Here is a 25,376-nt window from a genome sequence, read left to right as displayed (position 1 = left end):
ATTTATTAATGAAGATAAAAAAAAGGAAGAGAAATAATTCCTCCCCCTTTTTTTGCAAGATATAAATTCCTATCTCTTTGAGAATTGTGGAGCTCTTCTTGCTTTCTTAAGACCGTATTTCTTTCTTTCCTTCATTCTAGGATCTCTAGTTAAGAATCCAGCCTTCTTTAATTCTGGTTTTAAAGCTTCATCAGATTTAACTAATGCTCTAGTTATACCGTGTCTTATAGCTCCTGCTTGACCTGTAAATCCACCACCGTGAACATTTACTAAAACATCAAACTTATCTTTAGTTCCAGTTAAAACTAATGGTTGGTTAACTATTACTCTTAAAGTTTCTAAACCGAAGAATGTTTCGATTTCTCTTTTATTTATAACAACTTTACCGTTTCCTGGTACAAGTCTAACTCTTGCAACTGATTTCTTTCTTCTTCCAGTACCCATGTATTGAACTTTTGCCATTTTCTATTTCCTCCTCCCGAGATCTTATTAGTACTTTAATTCTAGTACTTCTGGTTTTTGAGCTGCATGATTATGTTCAGCACCTCTGTATACATTTAATTTCTTTAGCATTTGTCTTCCTAATACTCCCTTTGGAAGCATTCTTCTTACAGCTTCTTCAAAAGCGAATTCAGGCTTCTTAGCTAATACTTCTCTATAAGGAGTTTCCTTTAATCCACCTGGATAAAAACTATGCTTTCTTAACATTTTTTGATCTAACTTTTTACCAGTTAAAACAACCTCTTCTGCATTGATTACTATAACGAAATCTCCGCAATCAACATTTGGTGTAAATGTTGGTTTATTTTTTCCTCTTAAAATTGAAGCAACTTGGCTAGCAACTCTTCCTAGTGGCTTACCAGCAGCATCAACAACATACCATTTTCTTTTAACTTCTTGTGCTTTCGCAATGTATGATTTCATCTCTTTCCCTCCCTGAACTTACATTATGGCATACTTTTATTTTTGTACGCACTTTTATGTCAAGACCCGGGGCTAGTGGATCTTATATACATAAATCTTTTAACAAACAAACTTATTATAATACACGCTTACGGGCGTGTCAATGTTTTTTGCAATATTTAATAAAAAACTTTTTCTAAAACCAAACCATTAGGTGGCACACACATTCCTGCTCTCTTTCTAATGCCATCATTTATTATATTATCAACTTCTTCAAGTTTTGTTTTTCCTGTTCCAACATTAATTAATGTACCTACTATTATTCTCACCATATTATACAAAAAGCCATCAGCACTTATAAAAATTTTAATAATATTTTTATTTTCTTCTATGTAAAAATCAGTTATAGTTCTAACTGTTGTTTTGGCTGAACTTCCTGGTGACATAAAAGCCTTAAAGTCATGCTTACCTATAAAATATTCACAAGCCTTTTTCATATCTTCAACATTTAATTGTTTTCTAACATGATGTACATATTGTTTTCCAAAAGATAGCTTTTCATATCTATTAACAATAGTATAAGAATACATCTTTCCTTTAGAAGAATATCGTGCATGAAAGTCCATATCTACTTCTTCAGATTTTATTATTGCAATATCGTCAGGTAATTTAGTATTTAATGCTTCTCTAAACTTCTCACCTGGTATACTGCTATTCGTGAAGAAATTTGCTACCATAGCCTTAGCATGGACTCCACCATCTGTTCTAGAGCTTCCATTAGTTAAACTCTTTTCTCCTGTCATCTTCAAAATAGCATTTTCTAAGCAACCCTGGACAGTTCTATCTTTAACTTGCCTTTGCCAGCCACAAAAATTTGTACCATCAAATTCAATTATTAATTTTATATTTCTCATATATTTCCTCTTTAAATCATAAAATAAACCTAACAACTACACTCCATAATATAATTAATGAAAATACAACAAAAGCTATTATATCCTTAGATGTGAATTTTAATACTTTCATTCTTGTTCTTCCTGCTCCACCTCTATATCCTCTAGCCTCCATAGCCATAGCTAATTCATCTGCTCTTCTAAAAGAACTTATAAATAATGGAACTAATAACGGAACTAAGCTTTTAGCTTTATTTATTATATTTCCAGATTCAAAATCAGCACCTCTTGCTTTTTGTGCTTTCATTATCTTATCTGTTTCATCCATAAGTGTTGGAATAAATCTTAATGCAATTGTCATCATCATAGCAAGCTCATGTGCCATTTCTTTTCCTATAGGTCTTATTAACTTTTCTATTCCATCAGTTAATTCTATAGGTGATGTAGTTAATGTTAGAATTGATGTTCCAACTATTAGAAATATCAATCTTAATGCCATAAATCCTGCTAATCTAAGCCCCTCTGTATATACAGATAAAAATCCAACTTTAAATATTAATGTTTCTGAAGTACCTTTAATCATAAAAATATTTAGAACAGCTGTTAATGCAATTAATAAAAATACCGGTTTTAATCCATTAAAAATAAATCTTAATGGAATTTTTGCAATTAATATTATTGATGCTAAAAATAAAAATACAAAAGTATATCCAACAAATTTATTAATTATAAATAAACATACGATAAAAAGTATTGATATCAGTATCTTTGTTCTTGGATCTAATTTATGAATAAAAGATTCCCCTGGTATATATTGTCCTATAGTAATATCCTTTAACATACTAATTTAATTATTGCCAATAACCACTTAGTTGATATGTGCTTTGGCAAAATTCCTCCTCTCTTAATTTAAGAGTAATATTAATTTATAAATATTTATTTTTTTCTTTCAAGATTCTTAGTAATTCCTTTTTAGCCCCTTCTATTGTAAAAACATCATCTGATATTTTAAACCCTTTTTTTCTAAGTTCTCTTACCAAATATGTAACTTGAGGAACTCCTAAACCTATCTTTTCTAATTTATCTACTTCCTTGAATACTTCTGAAGGTTTCCCTTGTAATGCAACCTTACCATGATTCATAACAACTATTCTTTCAGCTATTTTAGCTACATCTTCCATACTATGACTAACCAATATAATAGTCATATTATATTCTTTATGAAGTTTAGAAATTTGTTCTAATATATCATCTCTTCCTTTAGGGTCTAATCCCGCTGTTGGTTCATCTAATATTAATGTAGTTGGCTTCATAGCAATAACACCTGCTATGGCTACTCTTCTCTTTTGTCCTCCACTTAAGTCAAAGGGAGATTGGTCTTTATATGTCTCATAATCTAATCCAACCATATTCATAGATTCAATTACTCTAGTTTTTATTTCATCTTCAGTTAATCCTAAATTTTTAGGTCCAAAAGCTATATCTTTTGCTATAGTTTCTTCAAATATTTGATATTCTGGATATTGAAATACAAGTCCAACCTTTTTTCTTACATCAGTTAGATTTATTTGTTTTTTTGTTATATCAAGCCCGTCAACGATTATAGTTCCACTTGTAGCCTCTAGCAGACCATTTAAATGTTGAATAAAAGTAGATTTTCCAGAACCTGTATGTCCAATTAATGCTACAAATTCACCATCTTTTATTTCTATATTAACATTATCCAAAGCAACTTTTTCAAAAGGTGTTTTAGGCATATATATATGTGTTAAATTTTCTACTTTAATTGACATATCGCATTCACCATCTCATCTACATTTAATATTTCTTTTGGAATGTCTATTCCTTCTTTTCTAAGTTCATAAGTTAACTCTGTAACTTGTGGTACATCCAATCCTATATTCTTCATCATTTCAACTTGTGGAAAAATTTCTTTTGGTGTTCCTTCCATTTTAACTTCCCCACCATCCATAACTACAATTCTATCTGCTTGAGCTGCTTCATCCATATAATGAGTTATTAAAACTATAGTAATACCATAATTTTCATTTATATCTTTTATAGTTTTTAAAACATCTTTTCTCCCAGATGGGTCTAGCATAGCTGTTGGCTCATCAAAAATTATACATTTAGGTTGAATTGCTAATATTCCCGCTATTGCAATTCTTTGCTTTTGACCACCTGATAAAAGATGTGGTGCATGTCTTTTATACTCACTCATTCCAACTTTTTCTAAGCTATCATCAACTCTTTTTCTTATTTCTTTTGCTTCTACGCCTAAATTTTCAGGTCCAAAAGCCACATCTTCTTCAACAATCGTTGCAACTAATTGATTATCAGGATTTTGAAAAACCATTCCCGCTCTAGATCTTATTTCCCATAAATTATTTTCATCACTAGTACTTAAACTATCTACTATTACAGTACCGCTACTTGGAGTAAGTAATGCATTCATATGTTTAGCTATAGTGGATTTACCTGATCCATTATGGCCTAATACTACTAAAAATTCCCCTTTTTTAACTTTAAGGTTAACATTTTTAAGTGCATATTTTTCTTCTCTTGAGCCTTCTTCATTTCTGATATATTTGAAGGATACATCAGTGCAATTAACCATTTCCTGATTCATTGTTTAACCTCCATAAATTATACTTACTAATACATTATACAAAACTTTAAATATAATCAAAACTTTACATAATATTACACCTTGATGTATATACATAAAATTAGCTAAGTTAATTATATAATAAAATATTGTAAGTTCAATAAAAAAATATGAAATTTTTTCTATGATTTTACAAAAAGTACTCTATAATATATTAGTTTTATATTTTTATATGTTAAAATGGGGACTAAGTTTAAACTTAATCCCCTTATTAGTTATACTAATTCAAGTATTACTACTTCAGCTCCGTCTCCTCTTCTAGGACCTTTTTTATACATTCTTGTATATCCGCCATTTCTTTCAGCGTATTTAGGAGCTACGTTATCAAATAAATTTTTAACAACTAATTCTTCTTGTATAAAAGCTAATGCCTGTCTTCTAGCATGAAGATCTCCTCTTTTTCCAAGAGTAATCATTTTTTCTGCAAGAGATCTAGTTTCCTTAGCTCTTGTTACAGTTGTTTCGATTTTGCCGTGTTTTAATAAACTTGTAACAAGATTTCTTAGCATAGCTCTTCTTTGGTCTGTAGGTAGACCTAACTTACGATAACCTGCCATGGATTTACCTCCTTACTCATCGTTTAGTTTTAAGCATAAACCTAACTCTTTAAGTTTTCTCTCAACTTCTTCTAAAGATTTCTTTCCTAGATTTCTGACTTTCATCATATCATCCATTGATTTAGTAGCAAGTTCTTGTACTGTGTTAATTCCAGCTCTCTTTAAACAGTTATATGATCTAACTGATAAATCAAGTTCTTCTACAGTCATTTCTAGTACTTTTTCTTTTTTATCTTCTTCTTTTTCTATCATTATTTCAACATCATTAGTATTATTAGTTAATGACATGAATAATTTAAAATGTTCTATAAGGATTTTAGCTGATAAACTTATAGCTTCATCAATCTTTATAGTACCATTAGTCCATATTTCTAAAGTTAATTTATCATAATCAGTAATTTGACCTACTCTCGTATTGTCAACTGTAAAATTAACTTTCTTTACTGGTGTATAAATCGAATCAACAGCTATTGCTGAAATCGGTAATTCATCACTCTTATTTTTATTTTGAGTAACATATCCTCTTCCTCTATTAACTGTTAACTCCATATAAAGTCTTCCATTATCATCTAAAGTTGCTATATGTAAATCCTTATTAACAACTTCGACATCTCCGTCAGTCTTTATATCTGCTCCAGTAACTTCTCCTGGTCCTTTAGCATCAATATAGATAACTTTAGGGCCTTCACCATTCATTCTTAAAGCTAAAGATTTAATATTAAGAATTAATTCTGTAACATCTTCTTTAACTCCTTGAACAGTAGAAAACTCATGAAGAACTCCATCGATCTTAACAGAACTAGTTGCTACTCCTGGAAGAGATGATAATAATATTCTTCTTAGGGCATTTCCTAATGTAATACCATATCCTCTTTCAAGTGGTTCAACAACGTATTTTCCATAAGTTCCGTCTTCACTAGCTTCGATACATTCTATTATTGGCTTTTCGATTTCTAACATCCACGAACCCTCCTTATATTATAAATGGCAACCTTATTTTGAGGGCAACTGATTCTATATTTGCATATCATTTGATAGATTTGCCTAACAAATATAACTTTATTCAATATATTATTTACTATATAACTCAACAATAAGTGTTTCGTTAACAGGCACATCTATATCTTCTCTTGATGGCTCTGTAACAACTTTTCCTTCATAGTTATCAACATTAGCTTCTAACCATTTTGGTAAAGTTTTTGGATTTTCTACGAAAGTCTTAAACTTTTCACTTGATCTGCTTTTTTCGCATACAGTAATTACATCATTAACTGAAACATGATATGAACAAATGTCAACCTTTTTACCATTTACTAAGAAATGTCCATGAGTAACTAATTGTCTAGCTTCATTTCTTGATGCACCATAACCTAGTCTGTAAACTACGTTATCCAATCTCATTTCTAGTAATCTAAGTAGGTTTTCACCTGTTATACCCTTCATGTGTTCAGCCTTTTCATAATATGTTCTGAATTGGCCTTCTAAAATGCCGTATATTCTTCTTGCCTTTTGTTTTTCTCTTAATTGAATGCCATAGTTTGACATTTTCTTCTTGCTTGCTCCATGTTGTCCTGGTGCGTAGCTTCTTCTAACAAAAGCACATTTATCTGTGAAACATCTATCCCCTTTAAGGAATAATTTCATACCTTCTCTTCTACATAATCTGCATGTAGCTCCAGTATATCTTGCCATTAAATTACACCTCCTATTACGTTAAATTAAACTCTTCTTCTCTTTGGTGGTCTACAACCATTGTGTGGAATTGGAGTAACATCTTTTATTAAAGTTACTTCTAACCCAGCTGCTTGTAAAGATCTTATAGCTGCTTCTCTACCTGAACCTGGACCTTTTACATAAACTTCTATACTTTTTAATCCATGTTCCATAGCTGATTTAGCTGCTGTTTCAGCTGCCATTTGAGCTGCAAATGGAGTGCTTTTTCTTGATCCTCTGAATCCAAGTGCACCTGCACTTGACCATGATAAAGCATTACCTGCTGCATCTGTTAAAGTAACTATTGAATTATTGAAAGTTGACTTTATGTGCGCTGCGCCATGCTCAACATTTTTTCTTTCTTTTCTTCTTCTAGTTTTCTTAACTTTTTGAGCCATTAGTTATTTTCCCTCCTTACTATTTCTTTTTATTAGCCATTGTTTTTTTAGGACCTTTTCTAGTTCTAGCGTTAGTTTTAGTCTTTTGACCTCTAACTGGAAGACCTCTTCTGTGTCTTATTCCTCTGTATGATCCTATTTCAACTAATCTCTTAATGTTTAAAGCAACATCTCTTCTTAAGTCACCTTCAACCATTAAGTTCTTATTTATATAAGTTCTGATTTCATTTACTTCGTCTTCTGATAAATCTTTTACTCTAGCATCAGGACTAATTCCTGTTGTAGATAAGATTTTTTGTGAAGTTGATAAACCTATCCCATAGATATAAGTTAAAGCAATTTCAACTCTTTTTTCTCTTGGTAGGTCAACACCTGCTATTCTTGCCATTAAAAATTACACCTCCTGATAATTGAAATGCATAAAAGTTTGATTTAAAAATTATATAAAAATTTTAGGCCAATAGACTTCTCTATTGCAGCCGCTCCTAAAAATCTATTGCAATTAATTAAACGACTATATAATCATATTTGACTTTTAAGAAAATGTCAATATTATTTAACCTTATAATGTAAGTTTATTGTAAAATTGATCATTAACCTTGTTTTTGCTTGTGCTTAGGATTTTCACAGATAACCATTACTCTTCCTTTTCTTTTTATTACTTTGCACTTTTCGCAAATAGGCTTAACTGATGGTCTTACTTTCATAGCTAACCCTCCTCATATTTCTGATGATAGATATAAAGTTAATTATCTCTATCTTATTTTGCTCTCCATGTAATTCTTCCTCTAGTTAAGTCATATGGAGAAAGCTCCACTGTAACCTTATCGCCTGGTAGAATTCTAATGAAGTTCATTCTTAATTTTCCTGATATATGTGCTAGAATTTTATGGCCACTTTCAAGTTCAACTTGGAACATGGCATTTGGTAAAGATTCTAGTACTGTACCTTGCATTTCTATAACATCATCTTTTGACATAAGGTAATCAACCCTCCTTAACAATGCTTCTAAGTTTTAGAAATCTCTTAATTTTTAAATCAGTACTTTTATCGCATACTTGTATAGATGATTTAAGTTGTTCATCTACTTTTTCTAATATATTTAAATGCTTAAGTTTTTTCTTCTTAGGCTTATTTACTGTTTTTGTATTTCCATTAGATAACAAAACATACTTGTCATCTAGTTGCCTAACAATAACATATAAATGTTCTATATCTCTTCCTGCTTTTGAAAGTACTATTTTCCCAATCAAGTCATTGCTTTGCAAAATTTTCACCTCGATGATTACCTTAGTAATAAATTAGCACTTAACTAAATGGTATCATGCAAATTTATAACTAAGCAACACTCTGTTTCTACTTAATAAGTGTTAATATCTCTGGTCCATCTGGCAAAATTGCAACCGTATTTTCATAATGTGCAGATAAAGTAGCATCTGCCGTTACAACTGTCCATCCATTACTTAAAGTTTTAACTTTACAGTTTCCCATATTAACCATAGGTTCTATGGCTAATACCATTCCATTAAGTAATTTAGTTCCTTTGCCTTCTCTTCCAAAGTTAGGCACTTCGGGATCTTCATGAAGTTTCCTTCCAATCCCATGACCTACGAAGTCTCTTACTACTGAGAAACCTGCTGCCTCAATGTAGTTTTGTATTTCGTGTGATATATTACCTAATCTATTTCCTTCTTTGGCATATTTTATACCTCGAAAGAAACTTTCTTTTGTTACATCTATTAATCTCTTAGCATCATTTGTAACTTCTCCAATTGGAAAGGTCCTTGCTGCATCTCCATGGAAACCATCAATGAAAGCTCCACAGTCAATACTAACTATGTCACCATCTTTTATTTTATAATTTCCTGGTATTCCATGAACTACTTGCTCATTCACAGAAATACATAGTGACGAAGGAAAACCGTATAATCCTTTAAAGGAAGGTTTCGCTCCATGCTTAGTTATAAATTCTTCTGCTACCCTGTCTAATTCTGCAGTAGTTATACCAGGCTTTATTTTTTCTTCCAATAGTAATAATGTTTCAGCTACTATTCTACCTGCTTTTCTCATTAAAGCAATTTCATCATCATTTTTGATAATAATCATGTTTTATTGCTCTCCTAATAATTTGCAAATATCTTCAAATACTTGATCAATAGCTTTTGTACCATCTACCATTGAAAGTAAATTTTTACTCTTGTAAAATTCAATTAGTGGTTGTGTTTGTTTATCATATACATCGATTCTTTCCTTTACAGTTTCAACTGTATCGTCTTTTCTTTGTACGATATCACTTCCACACAAGTTACATTTTCCATCAATTTTTGGTGGGTTAAATTTAATATGAAAACTTCCTCCACATGATGTACAAACTCTTCTGCCTGTCATTCTTTCTAATATAAACTCACTAGGTACATCAATTAATAATGCTGTATCTAATTGTTCGTTTCTATTTTCAAGGAACTCATTAAGAGCTTCAGCTTGTGCTACAGTTCTTGGGAAACCATCTAATAGATATCCTGATAAACAATCTTCTTGTTGTAATCTATCCTTAACCATATTAATTGTTACTTCGTCTGGAACCAATAAACCTTTATCCATATAGCTTTTTGCTTCCATACCAAGTGGAGTATTTTCAGAAATATTTTTTCTAAAAATGTCTCCAGTAGAAATATGGGGTATTGAATATCTATTGCTAATTGATTTTGCCTGTGTTCCTTTTCCTGCTCCTGGAGGACCTAGTAATACTATCTTCACGGGCTTCATCTCCATTTTACTTAATCTATTTTAGAAATCCTTTATAGTGACGCATTGTCATTTGTGATTCAACTTGTCTGTTGAAATCTAATGCTACACCTATAATGATTAAAAGTGCCGTTCCTGAGAAAGATATATTTTTAAATTCTGTATAATTTTGAACTATAGTTGGTGTTACTGCTAAAATAGCTGCTAATGTTCCACCTATTACTGAAACTCTATTAAGAATTCTTTCAAAATATCTTGTTGTAGCTTCTCCTGGTCTTACACCTGGTATAAATCCTGTAGATTTATGCAAGTTTTCAGCCATTTCATCTGGCTTAAACGTTATTTGTGTATAGAACCATGTGAAGAATAATGTAAGTATAGCGTATAACACTACATACATCCAACTTTCAGAATTAAAAACACATGTTTTATTAGTTAAAATCCACATTGCCCAACTTTTATTCGGAACAAAAGTAGCTATTGTTCTAGGGAAATCCATAACAGACATTGCAAATATTATTGCAATAACTGCTGACCCTATAATACTTAATGGTATGTGACTTGTTTGATTTCTCATCATTTTACTTCCGCCAACAGCTTTACCAGCATATTGAACTGGTATTCTTCTCTCAGCTAATGAGAAATAAAGTACAATAGCTAACAATGCAACAAAGAATGCTGCAAATAATGCGATCTCTATTATGCTCACATTTCCTGCTTGTTTAGAAGCAGCAATTGAACCCATAGTCATTGGAATTCTTGAAACTATATTAACAAAAATTAATATTGAAGTTCCATTTCCAATTCCATTAACAGTTAATTGATCACCTAACCACATACAGAAAGTTGATCCTACAACTAATGCAAATATTATAACTAACATTTCACTAGTCTTTATTCCTGCTGTAGCTCCACTATTAGAAATAGTTGCATATATTCCAAAAGCTAGAATAAATGATATTCCAAGTGATACATAACGAGTAGCATTCTGAATTTTCTTTCTTCCATCTTCACCCTCTTTAGAAAGTTGTTCTAATTGAGGGATGGCAACAGTTAATAATTGCATTATGATTGATGCATTAATATAAGGCATAACGCCTAATGCAAATATACTGAATCTACTAAAAGCTCCTCCTGATAATAAATCATAAAAGCTTAATAAACCGCCTGATTGGGATATGCTTTTTAGATAATCAGCATTGATTCCAGGAACAGGAATATGACTTCCCATCCTGAAAACTGCAACCAATAAGATTATCCAAAAAAATTTCTTCCTTAGTTCAGAAACCTTAAATGCGTTACGTAAAGTTTGAAGCACTTTAAATCACCTCAACTTTTCCTCCAGCTGCTTCGATCTTTTCTATTGCAGACTTTGAGAACTTACATCCTTTTACTGTTAAAGATTTTTCTAAATTTCCGTTACCAAGTATTTTTACTCCGTCTAATACCTTACTTACAACTCTTCTTTCAAGTAATACTTCTGGAGTTATCTCAGTACCATTTTCAAATATATTTAATCTATCAACATTAATACTAACGTATTTTTTAGCAAATATATTTGTAAAACCTCTCTTTGGAAGTCTTCTATATAAAGGCATTTGACCTCCTTCAAAACCCGGTCTTACTCCACCGCCTGATCTTGCATTTTGACCCTTTTCACCTTTACCAGCATTTCTTCCTAAACCAGAACCTGTACCTCTACCAACTCTTTTTGGAGCCTTCTTACTTCCAGCTGCTGGTTGTAATTCATGAAGTTTCATCTTAAGCACACCTCCTTATTTTCTTATATTTCTTCTACCTTTAATAGGTAATCAATTTTCTTTAACATACCTTTAATTTGAGGTGTTCCCTCATGTTCTACTGTAGCACGAATCTTTCTAAGACCAAGAGCATTTGCAGTAGCGATATGTTCTTTTTTTCTACCTATTAAACTCTTTACTAAAGTAATTTTTAGTTTAGCCATTGCAATACCTCCTAACCTAATATTTCTTCTACAGATTTTCCTCTTAATTTAGCTATATCTTCAGCTGTTCTTAAGCTTGCTAATCCGTTTATTGTAGCTTTAACCATGTTTTTAGGATTATTTGAACCTAATGATTTAGCTCTTACATCTTTTAAACCTGCTAATTCTAATACAGATCTTGCTGGACCTCCAGCAATAACTCCTGTACCTTGTTTAGCTGGCATTATTAGAACATTACCTGTTCCAAATTTTCCGTTGATTTGATGAGGAACAGTAGTTCCTAACATTGCAACTTCTACTAAGTTTTTCTTAGCATCTTCTATTCCTTTTTTGATTGCTTCAGGAATTTCGATAGATTTACCCATTCCAACGCCAACGTGTCCGTTTTCGTCTCCAACAACAACTAGAGCGCTGAATCTGAAGTTTCTACCACCTTTAACAACCTTAGTAACTCTGTTTATATCAACAACCTTTTCTTTAAGGTCTAGTGTACTAGGATCGATTCTCATGTATTTCCCTCCTTGTATATTAGAATTTTAAGCCTGCTTCTCTAGCGCCTTCTGCTAATTCTTGAACTCTTCCGTGGTATACATATCCACCTCTGTCGAATACTACTTCAGTAATTCCTTTTTCTATAGCTTTCTTAGCTACAGCTGCACCTACAAGTTTAGCACCTTCTTTATTTCCACCATTAGTTGAAAATTCTTTATCTAAACTTGAAGCAGCTACTATTGTAACAGCATTTACGTCATCTATAATTTGTGCGTATATATTCTTTTCACTTCTGAAAACTGAAAGTCTTGGTCTGTCAGGAGTACCAAAAACTTTCTTACGAACTCTAAGGTGACGCTTAGTTCTGCTTGCTTTTTTGTCTACCTTTTTGAACATACAGCTCACTCCTTCCTATTATTTCTTACCAGTCTTACCTTCTTTACGTCTGATCACTTCGTTTTCGAACTTGATACCCTTACCCTTATATGGTTCTGGTAATCTCCATTTTCTTATATCAGCTGCAGCAGCACCAACTTTTTCTTTGTCGATACCTTTAACAATTACTTTAGTTGCAGCAGGAGTTTCAAATGTGATTCCATCAATAGGTTCGATTTCAACTGGATGTGAATATCCAAGGTTCATTACAAGTTTCTTGCCTTGTAATTGAGCTCTATAACCAACACCAACTAATTCTAAAGTCTTTTGGTAACCTTCATTAACTCCGATTACCATGTTATTAATTAACGCTCTTGTTAAACCATGAAGAGCTCTATGAACTTTTTGATCACTTGGTCTAGTAACAATTACTTCATTGTTTTCAACTGCTATATTTATGTCTTTATGCATAGTTTTAACTAATTCACCTTTTGGACCTTTAACTGTAACAACGTTGTCTGGTGTTACAGTTACAGTTATGCCAGCAGGAACAGCTATTGGTAATCTACCAACTCTTGACATAAGTACACCTCCTGTATTATTTCTAAATTCTATATGTGAAACTATCTCGTGTTTATTTTCAAAATTTAAATACTACCAAACGTAGCAAAGAACTTCTCCACCTAAACCATCTTTTCTAGCTTCTCTATCAACCACTAGTCCTTTAGAAGTTGAAATTACTGCAACTCCTAATCCATTAAGAACCTTTGGTACTTCATCTTTTTTACAATATACTCTTAATCCTGGTTTAGAAATTCTCTTAATACCAGTTATAACTCTTTCATTATTCGCACCATATTTAAGACTAATTCTTAACATTGGTACTACTCCGTCGTTATATTCTTCAATATTCTTAATATAACCCTCTTGTAATAATATATTTGTAATTGCCTTCTTTACATTTGAAGAAGGTACTTCTACAACTTCGTGTTTTACAGCATTAGCATTTCTTACACGTGTAAGTAGATCTGCTATTGGATCTGTCATAACCATTTTTTGTGCCTCCTTTCATTACATCATGTCTATTACCAGCTTGCTTTTCTGCAACCAGGAATTTCGCCTTTATAAGCAAGTTCTCTAAAACAAATACGACATACTCCGTATTTTCTTAATACAGCATGTGGTCTTCCACATATTCTACATCTTGTATAAGCTCTAGTTTTGTATTTAGGAGTTTTACTCCACTTTTCAATAATAGCTTTACGTGCCAATATGTTTCCCTCCTTATTATTGAGCGAATGGCATTCCAAGAAATCTAAGTAATTCTCTTGCTTCTTCGTCTGTATTTGCTGTTGTAACGAAGATTATATCCATCCCTCTAACTTTATCAATCTTATCATATTCTATTTCTGGGAATATTAATTGTTCTTTTATTCCTAAAGAATAGTTTCCTCTACCATCAAATGCTTTAGCTGAAACTCCTCTGAAATCTCTTACTCTAGGTAATGCTATACTCATTAATTTATCAGCAAATTCATACATCTTTGCTTTTCTTAATGTAACTTTACATCCTAAAGCCATATTTTCTCTTATTTTAAAGTTAGCAACTGATTTTTTAGCTCTTGTTAATATTGGCTTTTGACCAGCTATTAAACTTAAATCACTAACTGCTGATTCTAAAACTTTTTGATTTTCCTTAGCTTCTCCAACACCCATGTTAATTACGATCTTTTCTAGCTTTGGAATTTCCATAACGTTCTTATATCCGAACTTTTCAATCATCGCTGGGATTACTTCTTTTGAATATTTTTCTTGAAGTCTTGTCATTTATAGTTACCTCCTTTCAGAATTTAGAATGTTTCTGAACATTTCTTACATACTCTAACTTTAGTACCATCATCTAATATTTTGTTAGCTATTCTTGTAGCATTTTTACATTTGTTACAATATAACATAACCTTAGAACTGTTAATAGCTGCTTCTCTTTCGATTATAGCACTTTCAACTTGGCTCTTATTAGCTTTTTGATGCTTTTTAACTATGTTAACTCCTTGAACAAGAACTTTTCCTGTCTTTGGATATACTTTTAAAACTTCACCAGTTTTTCCTTTATCTTTACCAGATATAACTACAACTGTATCGCTTTTTCTTACATGTACCTTCAAGTAAGACACCTCCTCTTATAGAACTTCTGGTGCTAATGATAGAATCTTGTTAAATTCTTTATCTCTTAGCTCCCTAGCAACAGGTCCAAAGATACGAGTACCTCTTGGTTGTTTATCGTCTTTAATGATAACTGCAGCATTTTCATCAAATTTAATATATGAACCGTCCGCTCTTCTTAATCCTTTTGCTGATCTAACTATAACAGCCTTAACAACCTCGCCTTTTTTAACAACTCCGCCTGGTGTTGCACTTTTAACGCTAGCTACAATAACGTCACTTATATTACCAAATTTTCTTTTTGATCCACCTAGTACTCTTATGCACATAATTTCTTTTGCACCTGAATTATCTGCAACTTTAAGTAAAGTTTGTGGTTGTATCATACAATTACCCTCCTTTCAGTATTAAAGCCTATTTAGCTTTTTCTACTATTTCAACAAGTCTCCATCTTTTATCTTTAGATAAAGGTCTAGTTTCCATTATTAATACTCTATCATTAATTTTAGCTTCATTATTTTCATCATGAACCTTAAACTTTGTAGTCTTGTTAACTGTTTTTCCGTATAGTGGATGTCTAACCTTAGTTTCGACAGCTACTACTACTGTTTTATCCATTTTATCTGAAACAACTCTACCAGTTCTTTTCTTTCTTAACGTTCTTTCCATTCGGGCTTACCCTCCTTCCAGATTTACTGTTCTAATGCCCTCATTTCGTCTTCTCTTAAGATGGTCTTTATTTGGGCTATAGATTTCTTTACTTCTCTAATTCTCATAGGATTTTCTAATTGTCCTGTAGCTAATTGAAATCTTAAATTGAATAACTCTGCTTTAAGATCTCCTAACTTTAATGTTAAATCTTGAGGATTGCTTGATCTTAATTCTTTTAATTCTCTAGCCTTCATTATTTTTCACCACCCATTTCCTCAAAATCTCTTCTTGTAACAAACTTAGTTTTTACAGGAAGTTTATGTGATGCAAGTCTCATTGCTTCTCTTGCCACATCTTCAGTAACTCCAGATAGTTCAAAAACTACTCTATCAGGTTTAACAACAGCTACCCAATATTCTGGTGATCCTTTACCTGATCCCATTCTTGTTTCAGCTGGTTTTTCTGTTACTGGTTTATCTGGGAAAATCTTTATCCAAAGTTTTCCTCCTCTTTTTATATATCTGTTGATAGCAATTCTGGCAGCTTCGATTTGATTGCTTGTTATCCATCCACAAGTTGTAGCTTGAAGACCAAAATCTCCATAAGCTAAGAAGTTACCTCTTGTAGCTCTACCTTTCATTCTACCACGTTGTACCTTACGATGCTTTACTCTTTTAGGCATTAACATGATCTATTCCTCCTTTCTTACGCGTTAGCTTCTTCCTTTTCTACTTTCTTTGTTGGAAGAACTTCACCATTATAAACCCAAACTTTAACTCCGATTTTTCCATATGTTGTATTTGCTTCAGCAAATCCATAATCGATATCAGCTCTTAATGTTTGTAGTGGGATTGTTCCTTCATGATAGTGTTCAGTTCTTGCTATTTCAGCTCCACCTAATCTACCTGAACAAGAAGTTTTTACACCTTTTATTCCATGTCTCATAGCTCTTTGCATTGTTTGCTTCATAGCTCTTCTGAATGAAATTCTCTTTTCTAATTGTGCAGCTATGTTTTCAGCCATTAATTGTGCTTCAGCTTCTACACTTTTAACTTCAACTATATTTATTAGTATATTTTTTCCACTAATATAATTAGTTAATTTCTTTTTTAAACTTTCAATTCCTGATCCACCTTTTCCTATTACGACACCAGGTTTAGCAGTATATATATTTAATTTAACTCTTTTAGCAGCTCTTTCGATTTCTATTTTAGAAATCCCAGCTGAGAAAAGTTCTTTTTTAACAAATTTTCTAATTTGGTTATCTTCTATAAGATTGTCAGCAAAGTCCTTTTTATTAGCATACCACTTTGCATCCCATCCCTTGATAACGCCTACTCTAAGACCGTGAGGATGTACTTTTTGACCCACTTAACTTTCCCTCCTTCTTTAAGCTCTTTCTTTTACAACTACTGTTACATGACTAGTTCTTTTGTTGATTCTGAATGCCTTACCGTGATCCATTGGTCTGAATCTCTTAAGTATTGGACCTTCACCAACAAAAGCTTCTGAAACATATAAGTTGTCAGCATTTAATTCTAAATTATTTTCTGCATTTGCAACAGCTGATTTTAAAACTTTTTTAATTACTACTGCTGCTTCTCTTGGAGTATATTCTAAAATAGCAAAAGCTTCTTTAACTTGTTTTCCTCTTATTAAATCAAGAATTACTCTAACTTTCATTGGAGACATTCTAATATATTTAGCTATAGCTCTAGCTTCCATTTATGTTCCTCCTTTCCAGGCTACTTTCTTTTTGATGTTTTATCTGCCACATGACCTCTATAAGTTCTAGTTAATACGAACTCGCCTAACTTGTGTCCAACCATATCTTCTGATAAATAAACTGGAACATGTTTTCTTCCGTCATGAACTGCAATTGTATGACCTATCATTTGTGGATAGATTGTTGAACTTCTTGACCAAGTCTTAACAACTTTCTTATCTCCACTTGCATTCATTTCTTCTATCTTCTTTAAAAGTCCTTCATGCACAAAAGGTGCTTTTTTTGTTGATCTACTCACTAATATTGCCTCCCTTCATAAACCTTAGTAACAATAAGCTAGAAGAGAATAAAAATTTCTCTTCAAACTACTTAGCGTTTCTACCCTTGATAATAAATCTATCAGAATATTTCTTATTCTTTCTTGTTTTGTATCCAAGTGCTGGTTTACCCCATGGAGTAACTGGACTTGGTCTACCAACTGGTGCTTTACCTTCACCACCACCGTGAGGGTGATCGTTAGGATTCATAACAGAACCTCTAACTGTAGGTCTCCATCCCATATGTCTTTTTCTACCAGCTTTACCGATATTAACTATATCGTTTGTTGGGTTAGACACTGTTCCGATTGTTGCTCTACATTCTATTCTTACATATCTCATTTCACCTGAAGGTAATCTTAAAGTTGCGTAGTTTCCTTCTTTAGCCATTAATTGTGCTGAATTACCAGCCGCTCTAACTAATTGACCACCTTTACCTTTTTGTAATTCGATATTATGAATAACTGTACCAACTGGTATGTTCTTTAATGGAAGAGCATTACCTGCTTTGATATCTGCATCTGGACCTGATACTATAACATCACCAACATTTAATCCTGCTGGAGCAAGTATGTATCTTTTTTCTCCATCTGTGTAAACAACAAGTGCAATATAAGCTGATCTATTTGGATCATATTCTATAGTTGCAACCTTTGCTGGAATTGAATCTTTATTTCTTTTAAAGTCTATGATTCTGTATTTTCTCTTAACTCCGCCGCCACGGTGTCTTACAGTAATCTTACCTTGAGCATTTCTACCTGCTTTACTCTTTAATGATACAAGAAGTGACTTTTCCGGTTGTTGTGAAGTTATTTCTTCAAATGTAGGCATAGTCATTTGTCTTCTTGATGGTGTAATCGGGTTAAACTTTTTAACTGCCATTACAATTCCCTCCTTTTTTCAGCTTTTCTGGCATTTCACCAATAATGGCCTTAATATACTATTGTAATCCGTCGAAGAATTCTATAGCTTTGCTTTCTTCAGTTAATGTAACAATAGCTTTCTTGTAGTCAGATCTCTTTCCTACATGTACGCCCATTCTTTTAGTTTTTCCTAAACCGTTTATAGTGTTAACGTCTTTAACTTTAACATCAAAAACTTCTTCCACAGCTCTCTTTACTTGAGACTTATTAGCATTTACGTGAACCATGAAAGTGTACTTTTTTTCTGCCATAGCAGCCATACTCTTTTCAGTGATAACAGGCTTTCTTATTATATCATGGCTTGTTAATTTCATTATGCGTACACCTCCTCAATTTTTGATACAGCATCTTTAGTTATGATTAATTTTTCAAATTTTAATAAATCATATACGTTGATGTTGTTTACTGGGATAACACTAACCCCTTGAATATTTCTTGCTGATTTATATACAGCTTCGTTTGATTCAGCAGTTATTATTAATGTTTTCTTTGCATTGAATGCATTTAACATTTCTATAAATTGCTTAGTCTTTGGAGCTTCAAAAGATAATGATTCTAAAACTACCATTTGTCCATCGTTAACTTTGCTAGTTAATGCTGACTTCATAGCAACTCTTCTCATGCTCTTTGGAATTGAAACTCTGTAATCTCTTGGCTTTGGTGCGAATACAATACCACCTTTGATCCATTGAGGTGCTCTAATAGAACCTTGTCTTGCTCTACCAGTACCTTTTTGTCTCCAAGGCTTGATTCCGCCTCCTCTTACCTCAGTTCTAGTCTTAGCTGATTGAGTTCCTTGTCTCTTATTAGCTAATAAAGCAACTACTACTTGATGTAATGCGTGTTTATTTACTTCCACTTCAAATACGTTTGCATTTAATTGGATATCTCCAACTTGTTTTCCTTCTTGATTAAATAACCCTACTGTAGGCATTATGTCTCCTCCTTTCCTTCAGAAATTAAGCTTTAACTGCGTTTCTTATTACTACTGTACCTTTGTTAGGTCCTGGGATTCCACCCTTTATTAATAATAAGTTCTTTTCAGCTATTACTTTAACTATTTCTAAGTTCATTACTGTTGTATTAACAGAACCCATATGTCCAGGCATTCTCTTATTTTTGAATGTTCTAGATGGGTCTGATGAAGCTCCCATTGAACCTGGTGCTCTTTTAAACTTAGAACCATGAGTCATAGGACCTCTTTGTTGGTTCCATCTTTTGATAACACCTTGGAATCCCTTACCTTTAGAAACTCCTGATACGTCAATTTTGTCTCCAATTTCAAATACATCAGCTTTGATTTCTTGACCAACTTCATATTGGCTTACATCTTCAAGTCTGAATTCTTTTAAAGTTCTCTTTAAAACAACTCCTGCTTTTTCAAAATGTCCTTTAGCTGGCTTGTTAACTAATTTTTCTCTTATATCACCAAAACCAACTTGTATTGCTTCATAACCGTCTTTTTCTACAGTTTTCTTTTGAACAACAACACATGGACCAGCTTCTACTACTGTAACTGGAATAACTTTTCCTGCTTCATTGAAGATTTGAGTCATCCCTATTTTCTTACCTATTATAGCTTTTTTCATGTATTTACACCTCCCAAACTAATTAGCGGACTGTTTCCAATCATAATAGTTCATTTTTTTATTTTCCAGCTTATAATTTAATTTCTATATCCACACCTGCTGGAAGATTTAATCTCATTAATGCATCAACAGTCTTAGGTGATGGATTAACTATGTCGATTAATCTCTTATGAGTTCTTATTTCGAATTGTTCTCTTGAATCTTTATATTTGTGAACCGCTCTTAATATTGTAACAACATCTTTTTCAGTTGGTAGTGGAACTGGTCCTACTACTTTAGCTCCTGATGTTTTTGCAGTTTCTACAATTTTCTCAGCTGATTGATCTAATATTGTATGATCAAAAGCTTTTAATCTGATTCTTATTTTTTGCTTTGACATTATGGTTTCCCTCCTTTTCATGTACGCTTTACTTCTAACGCACAACAGCGGTTATTCTATAAACTGCACCGGGTGTTTCATCACTCGCCACAAAATTATACAATCCCTGTCGTCGGATTCTAGATCCAAACTACTCATCAAGAATTACCCGGAAGTCCGGCAACCTCTTGATTCATCGCTGTATGCTATGCAACTTCTTCATTATACTATCATTAAAAATATTTTTCAAGTTTTTTTTATACTTTTCTTCAAGTTTTTACTCATTTAATATTTTTGCTTTTTTCGTTTTCGTTTCTTTTATTATTCTAATAGTATTTCTTATAAATTTCAATATATTTATTTTATTTATTTACTGTATTATATTACTTATATTAGTTTTTTTATTTTTTATCTTTAAATATAAAAATAAGGTAGAGAAAACGTCTTTTCTCTACCTTATTCATTATTCTAATTAGAATTTATAATAATTATTAAAATTAAGCGTTAATCTTAGTAACAACTCCTGAACCTACAGTTCTTCCGCCTTCTCTGATCGCAAATCTTAATCCTTCATCCATAGCTACTGGATTGATTAATTCAACGTTCATGTCAATGTGGTCTCCAGGCATTACCATTTCCATTCCGTCTGGTAATTTTATTGATCCTGTAACGTCTGTTGTTCTGAAGTAGAATTGTGGTCTATATCCATCAAAGAATGGAGTATGTCTTCCACCTTCTTCTTTTTTAAGTACGTATACTTGACCTACGAACTTAGTGTGTGGGTGTACTGAATTAGGTAATGCTAAAACTTGACCTCTTTCGATATCAGTTCTTTGAACACCTCTTAATAATGCTCCGATATTATCTCCTGCTTGCGCTTCGTCTAATAACTTTCTGAACATTTCGATTCCAGTTACAACAACTTTCTTCTTTTCTTCACTTAATCCTACGATTTCAACTTCGTCTCCTACGTGAAGTACTCCAGTTTCAACTCTACCAGTTGCAACTGTTCCTCTACCAGTGATTGTGAATACATCTTCTACTGGCATGATGAATGGTTTATCTGTTGCTCTTTCTGGTGTTGGAATGTAGCTATCTACTGCTTCCATTAATTCTAAGATTGGAGCAATTGCTGCTTCATCTGTTGGGTTTTCTAATGCTTTTAATGCAGATCCTTTTATTACTGGAATATCATCTCCTGGGAAGTTGTATTCGCTTAATAATTCTCTAACTTCCATTTCAACTAATTCTAATAATTCTTCGTCATCTACCATATCTGCTTTGTTTAAGAATACTACAATGTAGTCAACTCCAACTCTCGATGCTAGTAGGATATGTTCTCTTGTTTGTGGCATTGGACCATCTGCTGCTGAACAAACTAAGATAGCTCCATCCATTTGTGCTGCTCCTGTGATCATGTTCTTAACATAGTCAGCATGTCCTGGACAGTCAACGTGAGCATAATGTCTGTTTTCTGTTTCATACTCAACGTGTGAAGTATTGATTGTGATTCCTCTTTCTTTTTCTTCTGGAGCTTTATCTATTTCTGCATAGTTAAAAGCTTCTGCAAATCCTCTGTTTGCTAATACAGTTGTGATTGCAGCTGTTAATGTTGTCTTACCATGGTCTACGTGACCGATTGTTCCAATATTTACGTGTGGTTTACTTCTCTCAAATTTTTCTTTTGACATTGTAAAATTCCTCCCTTATTATGAAATGATTTAAAATCTTATATTAGATTCCAAAATATAATCTATATTATTTAGATTTGTTTCCAGCAACTTGTTCTTGAATACTCTTTGGAACTTCTTCGTAGTGATCGAATACCATTGAGTAAACCCCTCTACCTTGAGTTCTTGATCTTAAAGATGTAGCATATCCGAACATTTCTGATAATGGTACGAACGCTCTAATAACTTGAGCACCATTAACAGCTTCCATTCCTTCCATTCTACCTCTTCTTGAATTAACGTCTCCAATAACATCTCCCATGTATTCTTCAGGAACTGTTATTTCAACTTTCATCATTGGTTCAAGAAGTACTGGATCTGCTTTAGACATAGCATTTTTAAATGCCATAGATCCTGCAATCTTAAATGCCATTTCTGATGAGTCAACTTCATGGTATGAACCGTGTACTAATCTAACTTTAAAGTTAATAACATTGTATCCAGCAATTATACCATTTAAAGATGCTTCTTGAATACCATTGTCAACAGCTGGGATATATTCTCTAGGAATAGCTCCTCCAACAATTGCATTTTCAAATACGTATTCTCCCTCAGTTGGTTCCATTTCAATTACAGCATGACCGTATTGACCTTTACCACCTGATTGTTTAGCATATTTAGCTTCTGCTTTAACAGCTTTTCTAATTGTTTCTTTATAAGCAACTTGTGGAGCTCCAACGTTACATTCAACTTTGAATTCTCTCTTAAGTCTATCAACGATGATATCTAAGTGTAATTCACCCATACCAGCGATAATTGTTTGACCTGTTTCTTCATTAGTCCAAGTCTTGAAAGTTGGATCTTCTTCAGCTAATTTAGCTAAAGCCATTCCCATTTTTTCTTGAGCTGCCTTAGTTTTTGGTTCGATAGCTACAGAAATAACTGGTTCTGGGAATTCCATTGATTCAAGGATTATAGGTTCTTTTTCTGAACATAAAGTGTCACCAGTACTTGTGTTCTTTAGTCCGATTACTGCTCCTAATTCCCCTGCTTCTAATGATTCAACTTCTTGTCTTGAGTTAGAGTGCATCTTAACAAGTCTACCAATTCTTTCTTTCTTACCCTTAGTTGAGTTAAGAACGTATGAACCACTTTCCATTATACCAGAATAAATTCTTGTATATGCTAACTTTCCTACGAATGGATCTGTAGCGATTTTGAATGCTAGCGCTGATAATGGTTCTCCATCAGAAGCACTTCTTTCAGCCTCTTCTCCATCTAAGTTAGTACCTTTTACAGCTGGAATATCTAATGGTGATGGTAAGTAATCAACAACACCATCTATCATTTGTTGAACACCTTTATTCTTATATGAAGAACCACATATACAAGGGTAAATTTCATTAGCTATAGTAGCTTTTCTTAAGCCAGCTTTTAATTCTTCCTCAGTGATTTCTTCTCCATCTAAGTATTTCATCATTAATTCTTCATCAGCTTCAGCAATTGCTTCGATCATTGCTGCTCTATATTCTTCAGCTTTTTCAGCATATTCAGCTGGTATAGCTTCTTCTCTCATATCTTTTCCAAGATCATCGTGGAATATGATAGCAACGTTTCTTATAAGATCAATCATACCTTGGAAGTTTTCTTCGTTCCCTATTGGAATTTGTATTGGAACTGCATTTCCTTTTAATCTATCTCTTACAGTGCTTATACATCTAAAGAAATCTGCACCTGTTGCATCCATCTTATTAACATAAATCATTCTTGGAACACCATATTTATCCGCCTGTCTCCAAACAGTTTCAGTTTGAGGTTCAACCCCACTCTTTGCGTCTAAAACTGTAACAGCACCATCAAGTACTCTTAACGATCTTTCAACTTCTACTGTGAAGTCTACGTGTCCAGGAGTATCAATTATATTAAGTTCATGTTCTTTCCACGCACATGTTGTAGCTGCAGAAGTAATTGTTATACCTCTTTCTTGTTCTTGAACCATCCAGTCCATTGTAGAAGCTCCATCATGAGTTTCACCTATTTTGTGATTTATTCCTGTATAAAATAATATACGCTCAGTTGTTGTTGTTTTACCCGCATCAATATGAGCCATTATACCGAAATTACGAAATTTATCTAAAGGATATTTTCTAGCCATTAATTGTCCTCCTCTCAAATAGTAAGTTTAAATTTGACAAAACTGTCTTGGCGTAAGCCAAAACAGTTTATATATATATTAGTATCTGTAATGAGCAAATGCTTTATTAGCTTCTGCCATTTTATGAGTATCTTCTCTCTTTTTAACAGCTGCTCCAGTATTATTAGATGCATCTAATAATTCTCCTGCAACTCTTTCGCACATTAACTTTTCGCCTCTTTTTCTAGCGGCTATTAACATCCATCTTATTCCTAAAGTCTGTCTTCTTTCTGTTCTAACTTCCATAGGAACTTGGTATGTTGCACCACCTATTCTTCTGGCTTTAACTTCTAGTAATGGCATTACATTGTTCATAGCTTCTTCAAAAACTTCTAAAGCTTCCTTACCACTTCTTTGAGCGATTAATTCAAATGCTTCGTAACAGATTTTTTGAGCTACACCTTTTTTACCATCTTCCATTATGCTGTTTATGAATTTTGTAACAACTTTTGAATTGTATACTGGATCTGGTAATACATCTCTTTTTGCTATATGTCCTTTTCTTGGCACTTTTCTTCCCTCCTTAACAATTTAAATTTAAGTTCATCGGTACTCGGTATTTTTTTATACCGTAAAGTGTTCTCCTCATACATCTATATAAACTAAAATTACAAATCTATGTAAATGCGAAGATTAGCACTAAACTAAGTTAACCTTATTTTTGCTTAGGTTTCTTAGCACCGTATTTTGATCTTCCTTGCATTCTGTTAGCTACGCCTGCGCAGTCTAACGCACCTCTTACAATATGGTATCTTACACCAGGAAGGTCCTTAACTCTACCACCTCTTATAAGAACAACACTATGTTCTTGTAAGTTATGGCCTACACCACCAATGTATGCAGTTACTTCAAATCCGTTTGTAAGTCTTACTCTTGCAATTTTTCTTAACGCTGAGTTAGGCTTCTTTGGAGTTGTAGTTTTTACTACAGTACATACTCCTCTTTTTTGAGGGCATTCTTTAAGTGCTGGTGCAGTTGATTTTACTGCTGTTGACTTTCTGCCTTTTCTTACTAATTGGCTAATAGTTGGCATTTTTTCACCTCCCGAAATTTATTTATCTATATTAAATTAAGATAA

General features: G+C 32.8%; 42 protein-coding genes. All 42 read right to left on the bottom strand.

Going from position 1 to position 25,376, the window contains the following annotated elements; genetic code table 11:
• Window positions 1-69: 69 nt before the first annotated feature.
• The 42 genes from rpsI to rpsL all read right to left on the bottom strand — a co-directional run bounded on the left by rpsI (window position 70) and on the right by rpsL (window position 25,331).
• Window positions 70-462: a 30S ribosomal protein S9 gene (rpsI, locus tag NG901_RS12345; protein WP_090090856.1), complete on the bottom strand. Its 393-nt coding sequence runs from the start codon at window positions 460-462 to the stop codon at window positions 70-72.
• A gap of 27 nt (window positions 463-489) precedes the next feature.
• Window positions 490-924 (bottom strand): 50S ribosomal protein L13, encoded by a 435-nt coding sequence (gene rplM, locus NG901_RS12340; RefSeq protein WP_252215056.1) that lies wholly within the window; start codon window positions 922-924, stop codon window positions 490-492.
• Between the two features lie 158 nt (window positions 925-1,082).
• The gene (gene truA / locus NG901_RS12335; RefSeq protein WP_252215054.1) at window positions 1,083-1,817 is read right to left on the bottom strand and encodes a tRNA pseudouridine(38-40) synthase TruA; all 735 of its coding nucleotides are present in this window, start codon (window positions 1,815-1,817) and stop codon (window positions 1,083-1,085) included.
• 16 nt (window positions 1,818-1,833) lie between these two features.
• Window positions 1,834-2,637 (bottom strand): energy-coupling factor transporter transmembrane component T family protein, encoded by an 804-nt coding sequence (locus tag NG901_RS12330; protein WP_252215052.1) that lies wholly within the window; start codon window positions 2,635-2,637, stop codon window positions 1,834-1,836.
• Window positions 2,638-2,722: 85 nt separating this feature from the next.
• Window positions 2,723-3,589, bottom strand: coding sequence for an energy-coupling factor transporter ATPase (locus tag NG901_RS12325; RefSeq protein ID WP_252215050.1), 867 nt, complete (start codon window positions 3,587-3,589; stop codon window positions 2,723-2,725).
• A complete protein-coding gene (locus tag NG901_RS12320) occupies window positions 3,574-4,425 on the bottom strand; it encodes an energy-coupling factor transporter ATPase (RefSeq protein ID WP_252215045.1) in 852 nt (283 codons plus the stop codon). The genes NG901_RS12325 and NG901_RS12320 overlap by 16 nt, the downstream gene beginning before the upstream one ends.
• A gap of 254 nt (window positions 4,426-4,679) precedes the next feature.
• Window positions 4,680-5,021, bottom strand: coding sequence for a 50S ribosomal protein L17 (gene rplQ, locus NG901_RS12315; RefSeq protein ID WP_252215042.1), 342 nt, complete (start codon window positions 5,019-5,021; stop codon window positions 4,680-4,682).
• A gap of 12 nt (window positions 5,022-5,033) precedes the next feature.
• On the bottom strand, window positions 5,034-5,981 hold the full coding sequence (locus tag NG901_RS12310) for a DNA-directed RNA polymerase subunit alpha (RefSeq protein ID WP_252215040.1): 948 nt from the start codon (window positions 5,979-5,981) through the stop codon (window positions 5,034-5,036).
• Between the two features lie 111 nt (window positions 5,982-6,092).
• Window positions 6,093-6,713: a 30S ribosomal protein S4 gene (gene rpsD, locus NG901_RS12305; protein ID WP_252215036.1), complete on the bottom strand. Its 621-nt coding sequence runs from the start codon at window positions 6,711-6,713 to the stop codon at window positions 6,093-6,095.
• Between the two features lie 26 nt (window positions 6,714-6,739).
• Window positions 6,740-7,132 carry a 30S ribosomal protein S11 gene (rpsK, locus tag NG901_RS12300; RefSeq protein WP_252215034.1) on the bottom strand — a complete coding sequence of 131 codons (393 nt, stop codon included), beginning with the start codon at window positions 7,130-7,132 and terminating at the stop codon, window positions 6,740-6,742.
• Between the two features lie 19 nt (window positions 7,133-7,151).
• On the bottom strand, window positions 7,152-7,520 hold the full coding sequence (rpsM, locus tag NG901_RS12295) for a 30S ribosomal protein S13 (RefSeq protein WP_003372942.1): 369 nt from the start codon (window positions 7,518-7,520) through the stop codon (window positions 7,152-7,154).
• Between the two features lie 205 nt (window positions 7,521-7,725).
• Window positions 7,726-7,839, bottom strand: a complete 114-nt coding sequence (gene rpmJ / locus NG901_RS12290) for a 50S ribosomal protein L36 (RefSeq protein ID WP_003373491.1) — start codon at window positions 7,837-7,839, stop codon at window positions 7,726-7,728.
• 53 nt (window positions 7,840-7,892) lie between these two features.
• Window positions 7,893-8,111 (bottom strand): translation initiation factor IF-1, encoded by a 219-nt coding sequence (gene infA / locus NG901_RS12285; RefSeq protein ID WP_002582630.1) that lies wholly within the window; start codon window positions 8,109-8,111, stop codon window positions 7,893-7,895.
• 7 nt (window positions 8,112-8,118) lie between these two features.
• Window positions 8,119-8,400: a KOW domain-containing RNA-binding protein gene (locus NG901_RS12280; protein WP_252215031.1), complete on the bottom strand. Its 282-nt coding sequence runs from the start codon at window positions 8,398-8,400 to the stop codon at window positions 8,119-8,121.
• A gap of 88 nt (window positions 8,401-8,488) precedes the next feature.
• Entirely contained in the window at window positions 8,489-9,238 is a 750-nt protein-coding gene (gene map / locus NG901_RS12275; RefSeq protein WP_252215028.1) for a type I methionyl aminopeptidase, read from the bottom strand.
• A gap of 3 nt (window positions 9,239-9,241) precedes the next feature.
• Complete coding sequence (locus NG901_RS12270; RefSeq protein ID WP_252215026.1) at window positions 9,242-9,889, bottom strand: adenylate kinase; 648 nt, start codon at window positions 9,887-9,889, stop codon at window positions 9,242-9,244.
• A 25-nt stretch (window positions 9,890-9,914) separates the two neighbouring features.
• On the bottom strand, window positions 9,915-11,195 hold the full coding sequence (secY, locus tag NG901_RS12265; protein WP_252215024.1) for a preprotein translocase subunit SecY: 1,281 nt from the start codon (window positions 11,193-11,195) through the stop codon (window positions 9,915-9,917).
• Window position 11,196: 1 nt separating this feature from the next.
• The gene (rplO, locus tag NG901_RS12260) at window positions 11,197-11,637 is read right to left on the bottom strand and encodes a 50S ribosomal protein L15 (protein ID WP_252215022.1); all 441 of its coding nucleotides are present in this window, start codon (window positions 11,635-11,637) and stop codon (window positions 11,197-11,199) included.
• Between the two features lie 23 nt (window positions 11,638-11,660).
• On the bottom strand, window positions 11,661-11,840 hold the full coding sequence (rpmD, locus tag NG901_RS12255) for a 50S ribosomal protein L30 (protein ID WP_003372301.1): 180 nt from the start codon (window positions 11,838-11,840) through the stop codon (window positions 11,661-11,663).
• Window positions 11,841-11,851: 11 nt separating this feature from the next.
• On the bottom strand, window positions 11,852-12,349 hold the full coding sequence (gene rpsE / locus NG901_RS12250) for a 30S ribosomal protein S5 (RefSeq protein WP_003373238.1): 498 nt from the start codon (window positions 12,347-12,349) through the stop codon (window positions 11,852-11,854).
• 19 nt (window positions 12,350-12,368) lie between these two features.
• Window positions 12,369-12,728, bottom strand: coding sequence for a 50S ribosomal protein L18 (gene rplR / locus NG901_RS12245; RefSeq protein WP_003369785.1), 360 nt, complete (start codon window positions 12,726-12,728; stop codon window positions 12,369-12,371).
• 18 nt (window positions 12,729-12,746) lie between these two features.
• Window positions 12,747-13,289, bottom strand: coding sequence for a 50S ribosomal protein L6 (gene rplF / locus NG901_RS12240; RefSeq protein WP_252215020.1), 543 nt, complete (start codon window positions 13,287-13,289; stop codon window positions 12,747-12,749).
• Window positions 13,290-13,361: 72 nt separating this feature from the next.
• Window positions 13,362-13,760 carry a 30S ribosomal protein S8 gene (gene rpsH / locus NG901_RS12235; RefSeq protein WP_003372441.1) on the bottom strand — a complete coding sequence of 133 codons (399 nt, stop codon included), beginning with the start codon at window positions 13,758-13,760 and terminating at the stop codon, window positions 13,362-13,364.
• A 32-nt stretch (window positions 13,761-13,792) separates the two neighbouring features.
• A complete protein-coding gene (locus tag NG901_RS12230) occupies window positions 13,793-13,978 on the bottom strand; it encodes a type Z 30S ribosomal protein S14 (RefSeq protein WP_003372253.1) in 186 nt (61 codons plus the stop codon).
• A 16-nt stretch (window positions 13,979-13,994) separates the two neighbouring features.
• Window positions 13,995-14,534 (bottom strand): 50S ribosomal protein L5, encoded by a 540-nt coding sequence (gene rplE, locus NG901_RS12225; protein ID WP_003374539.1) that lies wholly within the window; start codon window positions 14,532-14,534, stop codon window positions 13,995-13,997.
• 23 nt (window positions 14,535-14,557) lie between these two features.
• A complete protein-coding gene (gene rplX / locus NG901_RS12220) occupies window positions 14,558-14,872 on the bottom strand; it encodes a 50S ribosomal protein L24 (protein ID WP_252215018.1) in 315 nt (104 codons plus the stop codon).
• A gap of 15 nt (window positions 14,873-14,887) precedes the next feature.
• The gene (gene rplN, locus NG901_RS12215) at window positions 14,888-15,256 is read right to left on the bottom strand and encodes a 50S ribosomal protein L14 (protein ID WP_003373072.1); all 369 of its coding nucleotides are present in this window, start codon (window positions 15,254-15,256) and stop codon (window positions 14,888-14,890) included.
• 28 nt (window positions 15,257-15,284) lie between these two features.
• Window positions 15,285-15,539, bottom strand: coding sequence for a 30S ribosomal protein S17 (gene rpsQ / locus NG901_RS12210; RefSeq protein ID WP_252215016.1), 255 nt, complete (start codon window positions 15,537-15,539; stop codon window positions 15,285-15,287).
• Between the two features lie 23 nt (window positions 15,540-15,562).
• Window positions 15,563-15,775, bottom strand: a complete 213-nt coding sequence (gene rpmC / locus NG901_RS12205) for a 50S ribosomal protein L29 (protein ID WP_012423239.1) — start codon at window positions 15,773-15,775, stop codon at window positions 15,563-15,565.
• A complete protein-coding gene (rplP, locus tag NG901_RS12200) occupies window positions 15,775-16,209 on the bottom strand; it encodes a 50S ribosomal protein L16 (RefSeq protein WP_252215013.1) in 435 nt (144 codons plus the stop codon). Before rplP ends, rpmC begins: the two co-directional genes overlap by 1 nt.
• A 17-nt stretch (window positions 16,210-16,226) precedes the next feature.
• Window positions 16,227-16,892, bottom strand: coding sequence for a 30S ribosomal protein S3 (rpsC, locus tag NG901_RS12195; protein ID WP_252215010.1), 666 nt, complete (start codon window positions 16,890-16,892; stop codon window positions 16,227-16,229).
• Window positions 16,893-16,910: 18 nt separating this feature from the next.
• On the bottom strand, window positions 16,911-17,246 hold the full coding sequence (gene rplV / locus NG901_RS12190; protein ID WP_252215007.1) for a 50S ribosomal protein L22: 336 nt from the start codon (window positions 17,244-17,246) through the stop codon (window positions 16,911-16,913).
• A 20-nt stretch (window positions 17,247-17,266) separates the two neighbouring features.
• Window positions 17,267-17,545: a 30S ribosomal protein S19 gene (rpsS, locus tag NG901_RS12185; RefSeq protein ID WP_003373804.1), complete on the bottom strand. Its 279-nt coding sequence runs from the start codon at window positions 17,543-17,545 to the stop codon at window positions 17,267-17,269.
• Window positions 17,546-17,612: 67 nt separating this feature from the next.
• On the bottom strand, window positions 17,613-18,446 hold the full coding sequence (rplB, locus tag NG901_RS12180; protein WP_252215003.1) for a 50S ribosomal protein L2: 834 nt from the start codon (window positions 18,444-18,446) through the stop codon (window positions 17,613-17,615).
• Between the two features lie 58 nt (window positions 18,447-18,504).
• On the bottom strand, window positions 18,505-18,801 hold the full coding sequence (rplW, locus tag NG901_RS12175; RefSeq protein ID WP_012423941.1) for a 50S ribosomal protein L23: 297 nt from the start codon (window positions 18,799-18,801) through the stop codon (window positions 18,505-18,507).
• A complete protein-coding gene (rplD, locus tag NG901_RS12170) occupies window positions 18,801-19,421 on the bottom strand; it encodes a 50S ribosomal protein L4 (RefSeq protein ID WP_252215000.1) in 621 nt (206 codons plus the stop codon). The genes rplW and rplD overlap by 1 nt, the downstream gene beginning before the upstream one ends.
• A gap of 25 nt (window positions 19,422-19,446) precedes the next feature.
• Window positions 19,447-20,076, bottom strand: a complete 630-nt coding sequence (gene rplC / locus NG901_RS12165; RefSeq protein ID WP_252214997.1) for a 50S ribosomal protein L3 — start codon at window positions 20,074-20,076, stop codon at window positions 19,447-19,449.
• Between the two features lie 70 nt (window positions 20,077-20,146).
• A complete protein-coding gene (rpsJ, locus tag NG901_RS12160) occupies window positions 20,147-20,455 on the bottom strand; it encodes a 30S ribosomal protein S10 (RefSeq protein ID WP_002582605.1) in 309 nt (102 codons plus the stop codon).
• Between the two features lie 476 nt (window positions 20,456-20,931).
• Window positions 20,932-22,125, bottom strand: a complete 1,194-nt coding sequence (gene tuf, locus NG901_RS12155) for an elongation factor Tu (RefSeq protein ID WP_252214976.1) — start codon at window positions 22,123-22,125, stop codon at window positions 20,932-20,934.
• A gap of 67 nt (window positions 22,126-22,192) precedes the next feature.
• Window positions 22,193-24,259, bottom strand: a complete 2,067-nt coding sequence (gene fusA / locus NG901_RS12150; RefSeq protein WP_252214994.1) for an elongation factor G — start codon at window positions 24,257-24,259, stop codon at window positions 22,193-22,195.
• A 78-nt stretch (window positions 24,260-24,337) separates the two neighbouring features.
• Window positions 24,338-24,808: a 30S ribosomal protein S7 gene (gene rpsG, locus NG901_RS12145; RefSeq protein ID WP_003372509.1), complete on the bottom strand. Its 471-nt coding sequence runs from the start codon at window positions 24,806-24,808 to the stop codon at window positions 24,338-24,340.
• A gap of 145 nt (window positions 24,809-24,953) precedes the next feature.
• Complete coding sequence (gene rpsL / locus NG901_RS12140; RefSeq protein ID WP_003369958.1) at window positions 24,954-25,331, bottom strand: 30S ribosomal protein S12; 378 nt, start codon at window positions 25,329-25,331, stop codon at window positions 24,954-24,956.
• Window positions 25,332-25,376 lie beyond the last annotated feature (45 nt).

The organism is Clostridium sp. CMCC3677, assembly GCF_023845585.1.
In the GTDB taxonomy this organism is placed as follows: Bacteria; Bacillota; Clostridia; order Clostridiales; family Clostridiaceae; genus Clostridium; species Clostridium aquiflavi.
This window is presented reverse-complemented; position numbering and strand designations above follow the sequence as displayed.